We start from the raw sequence: 16,898 nt of genomic DNA on the forward strand, positions 1-16,898 counted from the left end.
GAATTGATTTCATTCTTCTGACTTTATGCTAAACGAAGGGGTTAGACAGAGCAACGTTTTTTCCTTTCTTCTTCCATCAAAAGAATTTTAACACCCATTTTTTAGTTAAAAAACAGGATTTACAACCCATTTGTCGAATAAGAAACAGTAGAAGTTTTTTTACCTATATGTTCAATTATCGCAAGGAGGTTGGTCCCGGTTATTCCTATTGCTCGTTAAAGCGTCAAACCGCTCTGAAGCCGGTCTGTTTCCGGATCCACTCCTTCAGGAAGCGATGACCGCCTTTAACCGGGACCTGGTCGAAGCCGGCGTCCGGGTCATGGCAAAAGGACTGCACCCGACGCGGGAAGCCGTTCGCTTTTCGTTTCACCAACCAAATGAAGAACCGGACGTCACATCCGGACCGTTTGAACCGTCGGCGGACCAATTGGCAGGATTTATTTTGATCGATGTGGCGTCAAGAGAGGAAGCGATTATCTGGGCCAGACGTATGCCGGATCCGCAAGGTCACGGTGAAGGACAAATCGAGTTACGCCAAGTATTTGAATGAAAGGAAATGAATTAATGCTCAGTTATAAAAACAGTACGAAGGTTATTAAGGACAGTCAGACTGTCACCGCAATTCTCTCGGTCGGAGCGACGGAACAGTTCGGACCGTATCTGCCGATGCATCTTGATACATTGATTGCCGAGCACCAGGTCACTGTCTTCGGTGAACGGTTAAACGCCTATGTCTTACCGACGCTTCCGTTTAACACCTCCGAAGAACATGCCAATCAAATCGGGACCGTCACCGTCAGCCCGGCGGTGATCTCGATGATGCTCGAAGAAATCATCGTCAATCTGCACCGGCAAGGGTTTACTCAATTCATCCTCTGCAACGGACACGGCGGTGCGTACTGGGAGTCGGCTTTCGTCAAACAGATTAACTTTAAGTATCCGGAGATCGTCATCATCACGACGCACCGCTACCGGGCATTCGAGGAAGCGTTACACGCCGCGGGACTCGACGGTTTAAACGAACGGCACGGTGGTCTGTTGTCCGTCGCGACCGCGATGTGGCTTTGTCCGGAGCTCGTTGACCTGCAACCGATGGGCGGCGACGTTCCGCTGTCCCATTATCCGGTTGCTGATTATGTCTTTTGGGATCAACTGACGACGGACGGTTGCTGGGGAAGCTTTGAACCCGGTGTCTATTCGCCGGACGAACTGGCAACGATCGGTGAGACGTTTTGGACGACCTTTACCGAAAAACGGGCGGAACACTTGAAAGAAACACTCACAACGGCAGTCCGCCTGCGAAACCTGCCGGGAAGAAACGAGGACTGATGATGAACGAAACAATTCGGACGCACGACGATCTGTTACAGATGCTTGACGCTTTACTCCGGGAACCAACCGCCTTTTGGGACGGATTTTATGCCGACCGGACGAAACGGATCCCCTTTTTCGTCGACAAACCGGACGAGAATCTGGTCCGCTACGTCGAACAACTGGAGATTCCGGTGAACCGGGTGCTCGAACTGGGAAGCGGTCCCGGACGAAATGCCTTGTATCTCGCGGAAAATGGCAGTCAGGTCGACGCGGTCGATCTCGCCCAAACTTCGATCGACTGGGCCAATGAACGGGCACGGGAGCGGCAACTCGACGTTTCGTTCCGCCAAGGAAACTTGTTTGAACTGCCGTTCAAATACGGGACCTATGATTTTGTTTATGATTCCGGCTGTTTCCACCATATTGCCCCGCACCGCCGACACGACTATATCCGCGTCGTTTCCGATGCCCTGCGCCCCGGCGGCTGTTTTGCCTTGACCTGCTTTGTCGAAGGCGGACAGTACGGCGGATCCGACATGACGGACTGGGATGTGTACCGGCAACGAAGTCTAAACGGCGGTCTCGGCTTCACGGAAGAGAAACTGCGGTCGATTTTCGAACCGTTTGAGGTTCTTGATATCCGTTTGATGCAGGAAGCGGCTCCGACCGATTCCGTCTTCGGACTGTCCGGACTGTGGACGGCCCTCTTCCGAAAAAAATGACCAGATAAACAAAACCGGTGTCCCCTTCAGCATTTGGAGGAGGTACCGGTTTTGATCTGTTTTGTCACTTCGTTACAGCTTTTAAATCGATTTGAAAGAGCTCCCGTAAATCGTCAATGATCACATCTGCCTGTTCTAGTTCTGCTTCGTTCGAAAAATCGAACCGGCAACCGACGGCGGGTAATCGGTTGACCTTGGCTGCCTGGAAATCGGAAATCCGGTCTCCGACGACGACCACGTCCGTTAACTGATGCTCGGACAGGATGTAGGCGACAAGATCACTTTTTTGCGACGAAGCGACGTCTTCAATGCTGTAGACGCCATCGAGCCAGCGATTCAGCCCATACTGCCGGACGATGGCCGTTAAATAAACTTTCCAGCCATTGCTTGCGATATAGAGCGGATGCCCTGTTTCTTTTAAGGCCTGAAGTGTCGCTTCCGCTCCGGAATACAAGGCACCTTGCCCTTGTTCGATGTGACGGATCAATGCGTCTTGGAATATCCGGTCAACGAGTGCCCGTTCCTCGTCCGAATGCCCCGGCAGTAAGGTTTGCCAAACTTCCGGTAACGACACTCCCATGATCGTCTGATACTCAGCCAGCGGTGTTTCCCCGGTCCAGCGACCATTCATGCGTAAGAAGTCGAATGCATCTTCTAACGCATGACCAAGAATCCGGTTCGTTTGAAATAACGTGCCGTCCATATCAAAGATATACGCCTGTTTCATATTGATGTCCTCCTTGCATATTAAGAGACGACTTCTCATCAGTTGTCTCCATTTAGTAACAGATTTCTTCAGACAACTTACTCATTTTGTTGATTTTCGGGTAAAGATAGTTAACGGGACAGGTCGTGTTGCAGTAGAAAAAAGGAGATGAACCATCATGATGGTGCTCATCGTGGTCGCCTTAGCCGTTATCAGTATCGTTCTGTTTGTCCTCTATAATAACCATAACAAAATCGTTTAGACGTAACTCGCGAGACTGCGATCACTTCAAATCCCCCATCCTGTTGACGATCTATCTAATCAATGGGATGGGGGTTCTTTTAGTCACGCTTCATTCAGTAAATCATGGTGCACACGGGCTAGGGCTAGCGGTTGGAACAACAGCTCTTTCGTCCTGATTTGATGTTGCAACATCTCGACTTCCATCCATGCTGCCGCGTACTGATCCTGATTGACCAATCCTGTTTCCCGCGCCGTCTCCAACTCATCCGCATCCAAAATCAGGCACTCGCCGGACGGCAACAAAACCAGATCCAAAAATAAATCGTCCCAGAAAATCCCGGTCGTATCCCGTCCATTCCGAAGACAAATATCGATGTACGATTGAATAACCTGTCCGTGTGCATTGAACATCGTCGTGACGACGTGCTTCTGACCTGCCGGAAACTGTTGGAGCCAGGAATAACCGTCGCCAACAATCTGAATCTCCTGCTCCGAATAACGAACCAATAACGGATGCGTTACTTCGATAAGATCAAGCCGGGTCACGTATCCTGTAAACGATGTCGTCTCAAGATACCGTTCCCGGTAATGCCGTTTTACGATCCGCTTCCACGATGATCGGGCGGCATATTTACGTTGTGTCATGTTCGACCACCTCATATCCCATCATATCACTTGAAAATCAAGACCACTTGTCTTTTTTGTAAAAAAATCCCTCTTTTCTCTAGACGTTGTTCCTTCGGGAGCGGTAAGATGAACAAGCATATACTTAGTTGAACTGGAGGCGCTGTTATGTCACATACTCCCCGGATCGCCCTCGTCACCGGTGCAAGCCACCCGCGTGATATCGGCACAGCCATTTGCCGGAAGCTCACAGCCGAAGGGATGACGATTTGTTTTACATATTGGAAGGCGGATCTCGAATGGATCAAGACGTTCCAAGCAGAACTGGCGGTAAACGGTTTTCAAAGCGAAGCATTCGAAATCGACCTGTCCGCACCGGATGCGGCAGAACGCGTGCTTGCGCATACGTGCTCGACTCTCGGCACCCCGTCCGTCCTGATCAACAATGCGGCGCATTCGACACAAACGGATCTCACCACGCTTGACGTCTCGTCGCTCGATGCCCATTACGCCGTCAATGTCAGGAGTACCGTCCTGTTGTCGACGTTATTCGCGCGGACGTTTGCTGCGGCCGGTTTGTCGGACGGACGGATTATCAATCTGACATCCGGTCAGGATCTCGGACCGATGCCGGATGAACTCGCTTATGCGACAACAAAAGGGGCCATCTCGGCCTTCACGTCTTCGTTCGCATCAGCCGTCGCACCGCTCGGCATTACCGTCAATGCCCTCAATCCCGGACCAACCGATTCGACCTGGATGACGGACGACATCCGGACGCACCTGATACCGCAGTTTCCGCTCGGACGGATCGGGACACCGGAGGACGCCGCACGGACGATTGCGTTTCTCGTCAGTGAAGACGCGGCATGGATCACTGGTCAAGTCATCCATGCCGAAGGCGGATTCGCACGGTAAACATCCATATTATCAAAACGATGAAAAAAGAAAGGATTGATTTAAATGGGATACATCTCAGAATTACGGCAACTCATCGGCAGTCGTCCGATCATCAGTGTCGGCGCTACCGTCCTTGTGACAAATGACCAGCAGGAAGTTTTGTTCCAACACCGGTCCGATACGCTCGACTGGGGACTGCCTGGCGGATCGATGGAACTCGGCGAAACGCTTGAAGAAGTCGCCATCCGTGAACTGCAGGAAGAGACTGGATTACATACAAATCAACTGGAACTGATCGGTGTCTTTTCCGGTCCACGCTTTTACTACCAGTACCCGAACGGAGATGAAGTGCACGGTGTCATTCATCTCTATCATGCGAAAAATGTCACGGGGACGCTGGCGATGCTTGACGGAGAAAGTCTTGATTTGGCCTACTTTAGTCAAGCGACGTTACCGGAAAGCATCGAAAGCCGAGCCAACGAACTGATGCAGCAACTAGGAGATTCCTTCTGGACACTCGGAAGTTCGTTTTAATTTCCCCACTCCAAACGACAACGAGATCTACGCTCTAGTCCAGATGACGGACTGAAGGTAGATCTCGTTTTTCATTTATTTCTTCAGCACGTCGTATTCCTGTTCCGCAACCGGTTCCAGCCATTCCGGAATCCCTGCCGTGATGGTGAGGTGCGAAAACCAGCTGTCTGACGTCGCCCCGTGCCAATGTTTGACGCCGTCATGTGTGACGACCGTATCGCCGCTTCGCAACAGACGGGCCGGCTTCCCCATCTCTTGATACCACCCTTCTCCGTCTGTCACAAGTAAGATTTGGTATCCTCCCCGATGGATATGCCAATGGTTGCGACAGCCCGGTTCGAATGTCACCTGACCGACTGAAATTTCGAGCGTTGGATCATTGACTAACGGCTGGAGATAACTTTGTCCCGTGAAATAGGCCGCAAACGCCTCATTTTTTTCTCCATGTTGAAAAGGATATTCTACAGGTGTCTTGGATTTTGTCATAATTGTCCTCCCTCTCTTTCATACCACTGCACGGAAACGGACTCGTTACCGAACGACGCCCGGATATCCTGAAAATGATGGATTTTTCCAATCCGCGTATACGGAACAACCGGTTCAGCCGCTTGATAAAAAATCACCAGACAGTTATTTTGATACAGCAGTAGGTCTCCGGCTTCAATCGACTGGATTGCTTGGGGATTCGCCGGAAACGACTTGTCGAAATAATAGTATTTCTCATTCTGATGTAAATCATCCATTTGAATCGTAAACGGAGCTTCCGCCACTAAAGCTTTGGTTGTCGCATTGTCTTCCAGTTGGATCGAAGCGACCTGACCGTTGACGTTGATGTTCATGGTATCGCTCTCCTCAAGCTCTTGTTTGACTTCTGTCGAAATCGGGACCGCCGGACCGCAACCTGCCAGTCCAAGCGAAAGGAGGACAATGACGGTTTCCAAACGTTGCTTCATGTCAGTCCTCCGATTCATCGATATAACGGATGATCCGCGCCGGGGTTCCGGCGACAATCGCCAAGTCCGGCACATCTTTCGTCACGGTCGCGTTTGCTGCAACGATGGCATGTTCGCCGATCGTGACACCTGGCAGGATCGTTGCCCCCGCTCCAATCCAGGCATTTCGTTTCAGGTGAATCGGTTTGACGGACAGTCCCCGTCGCTTGGACGGACTGACGGGATGATTGACGGTCAACAGCTTCGCAAACGGACCGATCAGCACGTGATCATCGATTTGAATTGAACCGAGATCCGTCAACATGACTCCACGATTGATGAAGATGTCTTTCCCGAGTGAGATATGTGGCCCGAAGTCTGTATAAAACGGGGGTAAGACGACCACACTCTCATCAACGGGCTGACCAATCAGTTCACCCAGCGTCTCGCGAAACTCCATTGGTGACAACAACTGCTGATTCAACCGGTGGAGCAGCCGCTCTCCGTCCCGCTGTACGGCATGAATCTGCTCGAGCAGGGGATCGTCCGCCTCAATCAGTCGATTTTGAATCTGTTGAAAAAGTGATGATGATTCCATCAGCATCACACTTGTTGTTGTGTCGGCCGGATGATTAAGTTACTGATCGAGACACGGTCCGGTGTATCAATGGCATATAGCACGGCTTGGGCGACATCTTCGCTCGTTAATCCCCACTCTTGTTGCGCTTGCCGGAGCGACTCGCCTGTTGCTTGATCTCTGATCGTCGTATACAGTTCCGTTTGGACGGCACCCGGTGAAATAATCGTCGATTTGACATTATTTTCGCGTTGCTCCTGACGTAATCCTTCCATAATCGCCCGGACGGCAAACTTCGTTCCGCAATAGACCGCTGATTCCGGATAAACGACATGTCCCGCGACCGAATCTGTCGCAATGATATGCCCGGCATGTTGCTGCTCCATGATCGGCAGTGTCGCGGCAATTCCGTTCAAGACGCCCATCACGTTGATGTCGAGCATGTTTTTCCAGTCCTCCCGGTGTCCAGCCGCAAGTGGAGCAGTCGGCATGATGCCGGCGTTGTTGAAGAGAACATCAATCCGGCCGTAGACTGCTTTTGCTTCCTGTACGACAGCTTCAACTTGATCGAACTCAGTGACGTCCGCCTGTTTGATTTGAATATCCGCCTCGGGATACGCTTTCCGAATGGATTCTAACCGCTCGATCCGCCTGGCGGCGAGCATTAATTTTGCTCCGCGTGATGCGAGCAGACGTGCAGTCGCTTCGCCGATCCCGCTTGACGCGCCCATGATGACAATGACTTTATCTAATGGTGTGTTCATTTGTATTCCTCCTCTTAGTTGTTGCTTGTCTACAAGGTTACGAGTATTCACGCTTCATGTCTAATGCTAATATAAAATCATATACCATAACCAAAACGCATAGGAGGACCCCATGGAAATTCAACAATTAAGATACTTTTTAGCAGTTGTCGAGGAAAAAAACATCACCCGGGCGGCACGGATTCTTCGGATTTCACAGCCCGCTCTGTCCCGTCAGTTGCAACGGTTGGAAGACGAAACCGGTCCGTTGTTCGACCGGACACCGGGAGGGATCGTCCTGACAGAAAGCGGATATTATCTGGCGGAACGGGCGCGTGAACTTGTGACGCTGGCAGATAAAATCGTCACGAACCTCGCGACACAGGAAACATTGCGTGGTGAACTTTACATCGGTGGCGGCGAGACGGAAAGCCTGTTACCGGTCATCCGGTCGTTCAAACAGATGCAGTTGCGGCATCCGGACGTCACGATTCGGATTCACAGCGGGAACGGTCAAGATATCCTTGATAAGCTCGATAAAGGGATTCTTGATTTCGGACTGGTCATTGAGCCGTTTGATGTCAACGCTTATCATCACCTGAAACTTGATCAAACGGATCAATGGGGCATTTTGACACGGCGCGATCATCCGCTTGGTCAACAGGCGACGGTAATGACAGACGACTTGCGGGACCTTCCGTTAATCGTTTCGGAACAACTCCAAGGAAACCGGACGTTTGCCGAACGGACTGGTTTGGATTGGGACACGGTCCACATCGTCGGAACCTACAACCTGCTGTTTAATGCTTCGCTCCTCGTCAAGGAAGGAATCGGTCATGCCGTGTGTCTCGACCGCATCATCAACACAAGTGGAAGTGAACTCATTTTCGTTCCGCTTGCGCCGGCGCTCACTGCCAACACCTACTTGATTTGGAAAAAACAAGCAATCCTGTCGCGTCCGGCTAAAACATTGCTCGAATGGATGAGCCGGACGCAAGAGGACACAACCTTTTAACGGACACATCCAAAAAACGGCTTTTCGGACAGAACATATCTCTGTCTAAAAAGCCGTTTTGTATTGCATTCATGTTTTCTTCCGTTCAACGATCTTGACTTCATACGGTTTAAGCATCAGCTGACCGCTGATTTCCGTTTGTGTTGCAGGCTCAAGCAACGACTCGAACAGTTCAACCGTTTGCTCGACTTCGGAAAAATTCAGGATGAACCCGTAGTCCGCCTCCTGTCCACGTCGCACTTGAATCGATACTTCTGCCGTATGCGTCGTGTCGAAAGGTGCCTTGATGTTTAACCGATCCATTAACATCGCATACATGTCACGTTGAAACGTTGCCTCGAGTCGTCCGCCGATATACCAGGCGACACCTTGTCCATACTGATTTTTGGTCACGGCCGGTGTCTGTTGATAAAAGTCATCCGTATAGGTACCAACGACTTTTGCTGAATCGACCTGGATGACCGTCGCATAATCCTGCAGTTCATACTGTTTCCCGTTAAACATCACGTGATTGCGATCGCTCGGATACAGCGTGTCCGTCTCTGCCGGTATCAGGCCAAAGATCGTCTTCAGTTCATCCGGCCATCCGGCATACGCCAAATCATGTTCATCGACGAGACCGGTCATGTATGTCGTGACCAACGTTCCCCCATGCTCGACAAATCGTTGTAGCCGTTCCAAGGTCGCCGCACTGACCAGATACAGCATCGGCACGATCAACAGTTTGTAAGCATCAAATGGCTGTTCTTTCGTGATGACATCGACCGGGATATCCTGTTCGTAAAAGAAACGGTAGTGCTCCTGCAGCGTTTGCGGATACTGTTTCGTATCGTTTGCGAACCCTTGCGCATCATTTAACGCCCAGTTATTTTCCCAGTCGTAAAGAATCCCGACCTCTGCCGGACGCGTCGTACCGACGACGGCGCCGAGTTGCTCGAGGGTTCGTCCGACTTGGGCGACTTCCTGAAACACCCGGTTCTCTTCCGACCGGTCATGGTCGACGACCGCCCCGTGGAACTTTTCTGACGAGCCGCGGGATTTCCGCCACTGGAAGTACAGCACGCTGTCGGAACCATGGGCAATCATTTGCATCGAGGACAACAGGTGCATGCCCGGGCGTTTCGCTTTGTTGACGGGATGCCAATTGACGGCACTCGGCGTCGATTCCATCAAGAGAAACGGTTGCTGCTTCAAACTCCGGAACAAGTCATTGATGAACCCGACCTTCATCGCTAAATTGGCTGTTGTTTCCCAGTCATTGTGCCAGGTCGGATAGGCATCCCAACTGACGACATCGACATTCTTCGCGAATCGACTGTAGTCAAGGGCCTGGAACGGAATCAGATCTTCGGTATCCGCCATGAAATTGGTCGTGACCGGAAGATCCGGTGTCAATTCGCGCAGGGGGACACTTTCCTGTTCAAAAAACGAAATCGTCTGATCGGTCACAAACCGTTTCCAGTCCAGATTCAGACCATGGACCATACTTTCGCCGATTGGTGACGGCGACTCGATCTGCGACCAATCGTCAAACGTATGACTCCAAAAGGCACTCCACCAGGAGGCATTCAGCGCGTCAAGCGTCTCATATTTTACTTTCAGCCAGTCGCGAAAGGCTGCCTGACAGAGCGGACAATGGCACTCGCCGCCGTACTCGTTCGAAACATGCCACATCAACAGCGCCGGATGATTCCCGTACCGTTCAGCCAACAAGCGATTGATCCGTTGTGTTTTTTCACGGTACACCGGTGACGTCAGACAGTGATTGTGACGCCCGCCGTGAAGCTGTCTGACACGGCGCTCGTCAACACGCAGCACTTCCGGGTATGTTTGCGATAACCAGGCCGGACGTGCCCCGCTTGGTGTCGCCAGGATGACCTGTCCGCCGTTCGCGTAAATATCGTCAATGATCCGGTCGAGCCATTCGAACGTGAACTGATTTTCGGTCGGTTCGAGCGCACTCCAGGCAAAGATGCCGATCGAGTACGTATTCGTATGCGCAAGACGCATCAACCGTAAATCGTCCTGCAAGACGTCCGGTACGTGGAGCCATTGATCCGGGTTATAGTCCCCTCCGTGTAACATATGTCTGGCCTTTGTCGTATAAATCGTTTGCCCCATTTTTTAAGCCTCTCCCTTAATCCTTTATTTCGTTTCTCTTTCTCTCTTACCCTTTTGTTCCCCCGGCCGTTAGCCCGGACACAAAATGTTTTTGCAGCAGGACAAACAGAACCGCGACCGGGATGCTGATCAAAATCGCTCCGGCAGCAAACGTCGTATAACTTGCGCCCATCGCTTCATTTACGAGATTAAACAGACCGATCGGTAACGTATAGGCTTCCTGCGTCCGTAAAATCGTCGAAGCGAGTACGAAATCCCCGAGTGGTCCCGTAAATCCGTTCATCGCGACCACGGCCAGCATCGGGCGACAGAGCGGTAAAATAATTTGGATGAAAATCCGCGTGTGACCCGCTCCGTCAAGTTTGGCACTCTCATCGAGATCAATCGGAATCGAATCCATATACCCTTTCATCAAGTAGGTGTTCATCGGAATCTGACCGCCGATATACAACAGAATCAGCAACCAGTGACTGTTCATCATACCGAGCATCTGAGCCAAAACGAACAAGGCAATCAACGCCGAAAACTGCGGAATCATCTGAAGCAGTAAGAACAACGTCAAAGCTTGCTGACGTCCTTTAAAGCGAAAACGCGAAAAGGCATAGGCTGTAAAGGAGACGCTGACGACCGTCCCGAGCATCGTAAAGAGACTGATTTTTAACGAGTTCATATACCACTGACTGTATTGCAGACTTTCTTTTCCGGCAAATAATTCCCGGTAATGATCCAGTGTCGGATTTTTCGGAATGATCGATGTGCTGACTAAACTGTTTCCCGGATTAAAACTTGCCCCAATCGTCCACAGGAGCGGGTAGATGATACAGGTTGCAACAAACAATAGAATCAAATAGGTCAGCGTCAGGCGAACCGTCCGTGTCATGTTTCTACTCGCCATCTCGATCACGCTCCTCCCTTAAAGGAATTGGTTCGTCTGAACTGCCATAACGCAATTCCGATGACGAAAATCGACAGTAAGATCGTCAAAGCGGCCGCTAATGCATATTGACCGGACTGCATCGTCAGTTTATAAATCCAGGAGACGAGGATATCCGTTCCGCCGGCATTGGAACCCGGTACGGACGGTCCGCCGCCGTTAAAGAGATAGATAATATTAAAGTTATTGAAGTTAAACGTGAACTGGGTGATGATGATCGGCGACATGGCGATCAGTACCATCGGCATCGTAATATGCCGGAACTTCGCCAAAATCGAGGCACCGTCAATCGTGGCCGCTTCATATAAATCTTCCGGAATCGATTGTAAGACACCCGTCGTCACTAAAAAGACGTACGGGAAGCCAAGCCAACCTTGCATGAAGACGAGTGCAACACGCGTCCATTTCTCATCCGTCAACCATGGCAACGGCTCAATACCGAACCAGGCCAGAATGTCCATGTTGATCGCACCAAAACTGTCATTAAAGAGCCCGGCAAAAACGAGGATCGTCACAAAACCCGGAACAGCCCATGGCAAAACAAAAATCGTCCGGATCGTCCGTTTGAACCGGACCTCTTTTTGGTTGACGAGGACCGCTAAAAAAATGCCGAGTGACACTTGTAAGGTGGAGGCGACCAAGGTCCAGATAATGGTCCAGGACAAGACATCAAAGAACGTCGATCGCCAAATATCGACTGTGAAGATTTGAGCAAAGGTAGAAAATCCGACCCAATCCGCCAGCTTCGCAGGCGGGGAATGATATAAATCATAGTTCGTGAACGCCAAAGCAAAACTAAACAAAATCGGAAAAACCACGGCAAAGATTAATAAAAACAAAGACGGACCACTGACTAAATACGGATAACCGTGATCCATCAAATTCCGATAATCCGCCCACAAAGAATTCGGCCGAAATCCTTGATCCCGCTTTTGCCCGTTGCGGTAGGCGTCTCGTAAATTAAACGCATACAGGCCGGCCCCGAACAACAAGACGATGATCGCGATGATCCCTTGCGCCAACAGAAAAATCGAATTGTCGCGCGGGACTTCTGTTCCAAGCGTCACAATTCCCCATAATCCCATGTTGAGTAAATCTGCGAACGCGATCCAAAAGGCAATACTGATGAAAAGCAAGAGTCCGCCTTTCACCCATTGCCGGTGATACAATTGACCAAGTCCTGGAATGATCGATAATAACACTCCAATTTTCCGGTGCTGCACGTCCTTCACCTCTTCACTAGAATCTCTGATTGTCTGGAAATGTTACTTCAAGCACGGTTATTTTGCTCCGTGCTTCGCTTCGATCTGCCCATCAATCGTTTTAACGGCTTGTTTCATCGCTGCTTCCGGTTCTGCTTTTCCGGTCGCAATCGTTTGAAGCGCGGCATCAACGGGCTTCCAGACTTCATTCATTGCAGGGACATTAGGTGTCAGCTCGGAAAATTTCGATTGTTCAGCGACTGCCTGTGCGGCTGGACTTTTCGTCACGGTCGGATCTTGTGCCAACGCGCTGACGGCCGGCACTTCTTTTGTGATTTCAAAACGCTTTTTCGAGTTTTCCGCATTCGTCAGATAAAGCGCCAGCTTGTTCGCCATTTCCGACTGTTTGGAGTAAGCGCTGACATTATAACTTTTGACACCGATGAAGGAACTCATATTTTTTCCGTTTTCAAGCTCCGGCAGTTTCGTAATCCCGAAATCAATGCCTGCTTTCGTAAAAGGCTCGACGTTCCAGGGACCGGAGATGATGGCGGCTGCTTTCCCTTCCGTAAACAAGGACTCAAGAACATTGATGCCCTGCTCACCGATGATACCTGACGGGAATAATTTTTCCTTATAAAACTTTTGGATATAGGTCGCCCCTTCAATGGCACCGGTATTCGAAAGGCCGACTTCTTTTGTCTGGTAATTCCCTTGACCATCCTGCTTGAAAATATAACCGCCATATCCACTTAAAACACTTTGGGCATAATAGATTTGATCAAATAAAGCGAGAAAGCCAAACGATTGTCCGGTTGTTGTTTTTTTCGATAAGGCGTACCACTCTTCCAGGGTTTTTGGTAATTTCTCTTCAGAGACCAGTTTTTTGTTATAGTATAAAACCGTTGTTTCCACCGCTTTCGGGACACCGTAGAGTTTTCCGTTCACTTTTTGTGAATCAAGGGCAACATCGGTATAAATCGACTGGATCCCTTTCGGGACATCCATTTCTTTAATGATTCCTTCCGTTACCGCCGTGCCGATCTGATCCCCCGGCATCGTCAACAAATCAGGACCCGTACCGGCCGGACCATCCAATCGTAAATCCTCGATTTGCTTGGCGTACGGTTTTTCGATGACCTTTACGTCGACATCGTTGTCCCGTTCGAATTTTGAAACGATGTCTTTGATTCCTTCGCCTTTTTCAATGTCTTCCCAGACGATCAGCTTCGCTTCTTTGTTTGATGATTGTTCCTTGTTTCCCTGCGCTTCTTCCCCGGGACCACACGCCGCGAGCGAGGCCGTCAATGCCAGACTACTCAGGACAGTCATATATGTAATGGTTTTCTTCATCTTCTTTTTCCTCCTGTGAGTCATATTCTGAAAAGATTAAAACACTTTTTTGTAAGCGCTTTAATAATCAAAATATAGCACCACAAGAAAACTTTGTAAATAAATTTAGTAAAATATTTTACTAAATTTATTTACAAAGTGCTTTTACGAGTAATCAATTCCGCGCCGATATAAACCGTTTTGACAATGTTTCGTTTCTTTAACACACGTTCCAGTAAAAGTTGAATCGCATTTTGACAAATCTCCTCGAGGTCAATATGGAACGTCGTCAGAGGCGGCGACACATATTTCGAAATACTTGTATCATTGACACTGATCAGACTGACCCGTTTCGGAATCTCGATCTGTTGCTCGTTCAAGACTTGTAAACAACCGACTGCAATCGGATCCGCCGCTACATAAAACGCTGTCGGCAACTCTTCCCCGAGTTGTTCGACCGCCTGATTCATTAAGTAATGTCCATTGTCGACCGAAAATCCCCGCCGGCAAAAGATGAAATCTTCCCGCAACAAGTCACGTTCCTCCATCGTTTGACGAAACGCCCGCTCCCGTCCATCCATCTCTTCCGCGTCCGTATCGAGGTTATGATACGTGCCGCCGATAAACCCGATCTTTTCATGACCTTGCTCCACCAGCACTTCAACTGCCTGACGGGTGATTTGCGCAAGATCCGGACGAACCGAATCGTAATGTGCAGGATCCGGTGTAGAGTCGATAAATACGCCATGCGGTGTCAATTCTCTCAAATATTCGAGCTCGCGGTTCATGAATGAACCGACGGCAATGAATCCGTCGATATCCAGCGGGATTTTTTCAATCCCGTCTTCGAGTTTATAGGTCGTCAATTCGATGTTGTTTTCCCGTGCTTTTTTTTCGATTTCCACCCGCATCGTTTGAAAATAGACGTCTTCGAGCTCTTCGTTATCGGTCAGCCAATATAAAAACGCGATGTTCTTCACGAGTGTTTTCAGTGTTTTTTTCCGGTATCCGATTTCTTCCGCCACTTCAAAAATCCGGGCTCTCGTCTCGTCTCCGACTGATAACGTCGGGTCATTATTCAATACGCGGGATACCGTCGAAATCGAACAACCCACTTCTTTTGCAATATCTTTGATCGTCGCCATCATGCATCCGCCTCTTTTTTTAATTATTTTAAGTAAAAAAATTTAGTAAATTATTAGATTAAAATATTTTGCGAGTGGTAAAGTAAAAGGAAAGAAGTTTACTGATTTGATTATTGTATATGTATTATACCGTTAAAAAGAGTTTAATTTCACACGAAAAGAAGAGGAAAGAAATTGCAGGTCCGGATGAATTCACAAAAAGACCAATCGGCACGATATTGTTTGAACAATGATCGGGGAATGGAAGTCGAGATTGCAAGCAAAGGAGGAAGCATTGAACGTTTGATCGTGCCTGACCGAAATGGTCATCCCGAAAATATTATGTTTGACTGTTCTTCAGTAACGGTTCCTGCGATTCCTCGCGGTTTATCCGGCCGGCTGTACGATACGTCGTCCGGTTCCGTTCACGAAATCGATCTGGCATTACATCAACTTTTATTCACAGCTGAACCTTTCTCGACAATACAAGAATCCGGACTTCGTCTGTCGGCGGAAATATCTGTCAATGGACAGGTGATCGCAATCGACATGCTTTATGTGCTGACTAACAACAATCAACTGATTCTCCGATATGCAGCGACGACCAACCAGCCGCTTCGCCTCTCTTTGTCGCTTCCTGTTTTCTTTAACCTAAGCGGTAATTTAAAAGCCAGTATGACACAACATGATTTGAAGTTTGCCAGTTCTTGTTTCATCCACCCCGTACCGGCGCTGTCGATTAATCCCTGCTTGCAACAGACGAAAGGAACACCCTTTGATTTCCGGTTAGGGCGTCGTCTGAACCGTTTCTTTTTAGACAAGATGTTTTCAAAGTTTCCTGCCGATACTTATTTTTCATTTCATCAACAACCGGTCATCTCTGTTCACGAAGCCATAAGCGGGCGCTGGATGACAATCGAAACTTCCCAACCCGGCTTTGTGTTGTCCGCAACAGCGCATCATACCGACACGTCCTTCTCCGGTATTTGTTTTGATTCAACGGATTTCCTTCTGTCATCTCTCATCCGCGGTTCAATTCCCTACTTTCACGAGACGACTTATTCGTTTAGCACGACGTATTGATTTCAGAGCAAGAGGAGGACAGCAGACTGTGTGTCTGTCATCCTCCTCCGTTTGATTTGTTTTACGGGTCCACCCGCAAACCTAGTTGATTTTCCGGATGACCCGGGTTCCGGCAAATTCATCCTCCGGCAGGATCGATCCGTCTCGCAGATATACTTTCCGATTTTTCCAGGCTTTAACCGGAGCAATCGTTTCCCGGTACACAATCCGCTTCGCAATCTGTTTTACGGCAAGCGGTTGATGATTCTCGCTGACGACTTGAATCTGAAACAGACGTTGTCCGACGGTTTGTCCGCTCCCCGTTGACAATTGGACCGTCTCAATTAAAAAATTAACGACCGGTTCCGTAATTAGTGCATGTACCGCCTTGTTCTTGACACGCTTCAAGACAGTTTCTTCAAGTACACCGGAAACGATTCCTTGAACAAGTACGTCGACGATGCCCGCTCCGATCCTACGTTTTAATAATCCATCCATCTTCAATTCCTCCTTCGTGTTTATTTCAGGTGACAGTATCTCCTTCGTTCCGGAATCAAAAAAACCTTTTTTGAAACGGATAACTCCGATCAAAAAAGGTTCATGCGTCACGTATATAACAGGACGATACTGCCCAAACCGAACAGACAGCCCGTATACAGAACAGCTGCTATTCGTTTACTGGATTCCCGGAATGTCCCGACGGACGAACAGCCGCCCGTACTTCATGGTTAAAACAAGGCCGATGACAAGTGCTGCAATCGCGAGGCTCGGCATGTCAAGCAAAGTCAAATACAGATTCAGCATATCTCTCCA

Annotated in this window: 20 protein-coding genes; 7 read left to right on the forward strand and 13 right to left on the reverse strand. The window is 49.3% G+C overall.

What is annotated here, in order from left to right:
- The first annotated feature begins 208 nt into the window (after positions 1 to 208).
- From R7V76_RS10490 to R7V76_RS10500, 3 genes are read left to right on the forward strand one after another with little or no spacing between them, the layout of a single operon-like run.
- On the forward strand, positions 209 to 550 hold the full coding sequence (locus R7V76_RS10490) for a YciI family protein (protein ID WP_318092436.1): 342 nt from the start codon (positions 209 to 211) through the stop codon (positions 548 to 550).
- Entirely contained in the window at positions 547 to 1,329 is a 783-nt protein-coding gene (locus tag R7V76_RS10495) for a creatininase family protein (RefSeq protein ID WP_318092437.1), read from the forward strand. The genes R7V76_RS10490 and R7V76_RS10495 overlap by 4 nt, the downstream gene beginning before the upstream one ends.
- A gap of 2 nt (positions 1,330 to 1,331) precedes the next feature.
- The gene (locus R7V76_RS10500) at positions 1,332 to 2,036 is read left to right on the forward strand and encodes a class I SAM-dependent methyltransferase (protein ID WP_318092438.1); all 705 of its coding nucleotides are present in this window, start codon (positions 1,332 to 1,334) and stop codon (positions 2,034 to 2,036) included.
- Positions 2,037 to 2,100: 64 nt separating this feature from the next.
- Here the strand turns inward: R7V76_RS10500 and R7V76_RS10505 are convergent, their stop codons facing one another.
- Both R7V76_RS10505 and R7V76_RS10510 read right to left on the reverse strand, forming a co-directional pair.
- A complete protein-coding gene (locus tag R7V76_RS10505; protein ID WP_318092439.1) occupies positions 2,101 to 2,763 on the reverse strand; it encodes an HAD family hydrolase in 663 nt (220 codons plus the stop codon).
- A gap of 324 nt (positions 2,764 to 3,087) precedes the next feature.
- Positions 3,088 to 3,630, reverse strand: a complete 543-nt coding sequence (locus tag R7V76_RS10510; protein ID WP_318092440.1) for a DUF402 domain-containing protein — start codon at positions 3,628 to 3,630, stop codon at positions 3,088 to 3,090.
- 147 nt (positions 3,631 to 3,777) lie between these two features.
- On the opposite strand from R7V76_RS10510, the gene R7V76_RS10515 reads away from it, so the two are divergent.
- Both R7V76_RS10515 and R7V76_RS10520 read left to right on the forward strand, forming a co-directional pair.
- Positions 3,778 to 4,527: an SDR family oxidoreductase gene (locus tag R7V76_RS10515; protein WP_318092442.1), complete on the forward strand. Its 750-nt coding sequence runs from the start codon at positions 3,778 to 3,780 to the stop codon at positions 4,525 to 4,527.
- 45 nt (positions 4,528 to 4,572) lie between these two features.
- On the forward strand, positions 4,573 to 5,043 hold the full coding sequence (locus tag R7V76_RS10520) for an NUDIX hydrolase (protein ID WP_318092444.1): 471 nt from the start codon (positions 4,573 to 4,575) through the stop codon (positions 5,041 to 5,043).
- Positions 5,044 to 5,118: 75 nt separating this feature from the next.
- On the opposite strand, the gene R7V76_RS10525 is transcribed toward R7V76_RS10520, so the two are convergent.
- Genes R7V76_RS10525 through R7V76_RS10540 form a run of 4 tightly spaced genes read right to left on the reverse strand, consistent with a single transcriptional unit; the run spans position 5,119 to position 7,316 of the window.
- Positions 5,119 to 5,529, reverse strand: a complete 411-nt coding sequence (locus tag R7V76_RS10525) for a cupin domain-containing protein (RefSeq protein ID WP_318092446.1) — start codon at positions 5,527 to 5,529, stop codon at positions 5,119 to 5,121.
- Positions 5,526 to 5,996, reverse strand: a complete 471-nt coding sequence (locus R7V76_RS10530) for a cyclophilin-like fold protein (protein WP_318092447.1) — start codon at positions 5,994 to 5,996, stop codon at positions 5,526 to 5,528. The genes R7V76_RS10525 and R7V76_RS10530 overlap by 4 nt, the downstream gene beginning before the upstream one ends.
- Position 5,997: 1 nt before the next feature.
- Positions 5,998 to 6,573 (reverse strand): DapH/DapD/GlmU-related protein, encoded by a 576-nt coding sequence (locus tag R7V76_RS10535; protein ID WP_318092448.1) that lies wholly within the window; start codon positions 6,571 to 6,573, stop codon positions 5,998 to 6,000.
- Between the two features lie 5 nt (positions 6,574 to 6,578).
- Complete coding sequence (locus R7V76_RS10540; protein WP_318092449.1) at positions 6,579 to 7,316, reverse strand: SDR family oxidoreductase; 738 nt, start codon at positions 7,314 to 7,316, stop codon at positions 6,579 to 6,581.
- Between the two features lie 112 nt (positions 7,317 to 7,428).
- On the opposite strand from R7V76_RS10540, the gene R7V76_RS10545 reads away from it, so the two are divergent.
- Positions 7,429 to 8,310 carry a LysR family transcriptional regulator gene (locus tag R7V76_RS10545; protein WP_318092450.1) on the forward strand — a complete coding sequence of 294 codons (882 nt, stop codon included), beginning with the start codon at positions 7,429 to 7,431 and terminating at the stop codon, positions 8,308 to 8,310.
- Between the two features lie 69 nt (positions 8,311 to 8,379).
- On the opposite strand, the gene R7V76_RS10550 is transcribed toward R7V76_RS10545, so the two are convergent.
- The 5 genes from R7V76_RS10550 to R7V76_RS10570 form a co-directional block, all read right to left on the reverse strand.
- The gene (locus R7V76_RS10550) at positions 8,380 to 10,431 is read right to left on the reverse strand and encodes a beta-galactosidase (protein WP_318092451.1); all 2,052 of its coding nucleotides are present in this window, start codon (positions 10,429 to 10,431) and stop codon (positions 8,380 to 8,382) included.
- Between the two features lie 46 nt (positions 10,432 to 10,477).
- Entirely contained in the window at positions 10,478 to 11,326 is an 849-nt protein-coding gene (locus R7V76_RS10555; protein ID WP_318092452.1) for a sugar ABC transporter permease, read from the reverse strand.
- 5 nt (positions 11,327 to 11,331) lie between these two features.
- Entirely contained in the window at positions 11,332 to 12,588 is a 1,257-nt protein-coding gene (locus R7V76_RS10560) for a carbohydrate ABC transporter permease (RefSeq protein ID WP_318092453.1), read from the reverse strand.
- A 57-nt stretch (positions 12,589 to 12,645) separates the two neighbouring features.
- Complete coding sequence (locus R7V76_RS10565) at positions 12,646 to 13,920, reverse strand: sugar ABC transporter substrate-binding protein (protein WP_318092454.1); 1,275 nt, start codon at positions 13,918 to 13,920, stop codon at positions 12,646 to 12,648.
- Positions 13,921 to 14,051: 131 nt separating this feature from the next.
- On the reverse strand, positions 14,052 to 15,044 hold the full coding sequence (locus tag R7V76_RS10570; protein ID WP_318092456.1) for a LacI family DNA-binding transcriptional regulator: 993 nt from the start codon (positions 15,042 to 15,044) through the stop codon (positions 14,052 to 14,054).
- Positions 15,045 to 15,230: 186 nt separating this feature from the next.
- Here R7V76_RS10570 and R7V76_RS10575 point away from each other — a divergent pair, with 186 nt between their 5' ends.
- Positions 15,231 to 16,106 carry an aldose epimerase family protein gene (locus R7V76_RS10575; protein ID WP_318092457.1) on the forward strand — a complete coding sequence of 292 codons (876 nt, stop codon included), beginning with the start codon at positions 15,231 to 15,233 and terminating at the stop codon, positions 16,104 to 16,106.
- Positions 16,107 to 16,187: 81 nt separating this feature from the next.
- Here R7V76_RS10575 and R7V76_RS10580 read toward each other — a convergent pair whose 3' ends face one another.
- Positions 16,188 to 16,583, reverse strand: coding sequence for an RDD family protein (locus tag R7V76_RS10580; RefSeq protein ID WP_318092458.1), 396 nt, complete (start codon positions 16,581 to 16,583; stop codon positions 16,188 to 16,190).
- Positions 16,584 to 16,760: 177 nt separating this feature from the next.
- Complete coding sequence (locus R7V76_RS10585; RefSeq protein ID WP_318092459.1) at positions 16,761 to 16,889, reverse strand: hypothetical protein; 129 nt, start codon at positions 16,887 to 16,889, stop codon at positions 16,761 to 16,763.
- Positions 16,890 to 16,898: the final 9 nt, after the last annotated feature.

It is taken from the genome of Exiguobacterium artemiae (assembly GCF_033342815.1).
Taxonomy (GTDB): domain Bacteria; phylum Bacillota; class Bacilli; order Exiguobacteriales; family Exiguobacteriaceae; genus Exiguobacterium_A; species Exiguobacterium_A artemiae_A.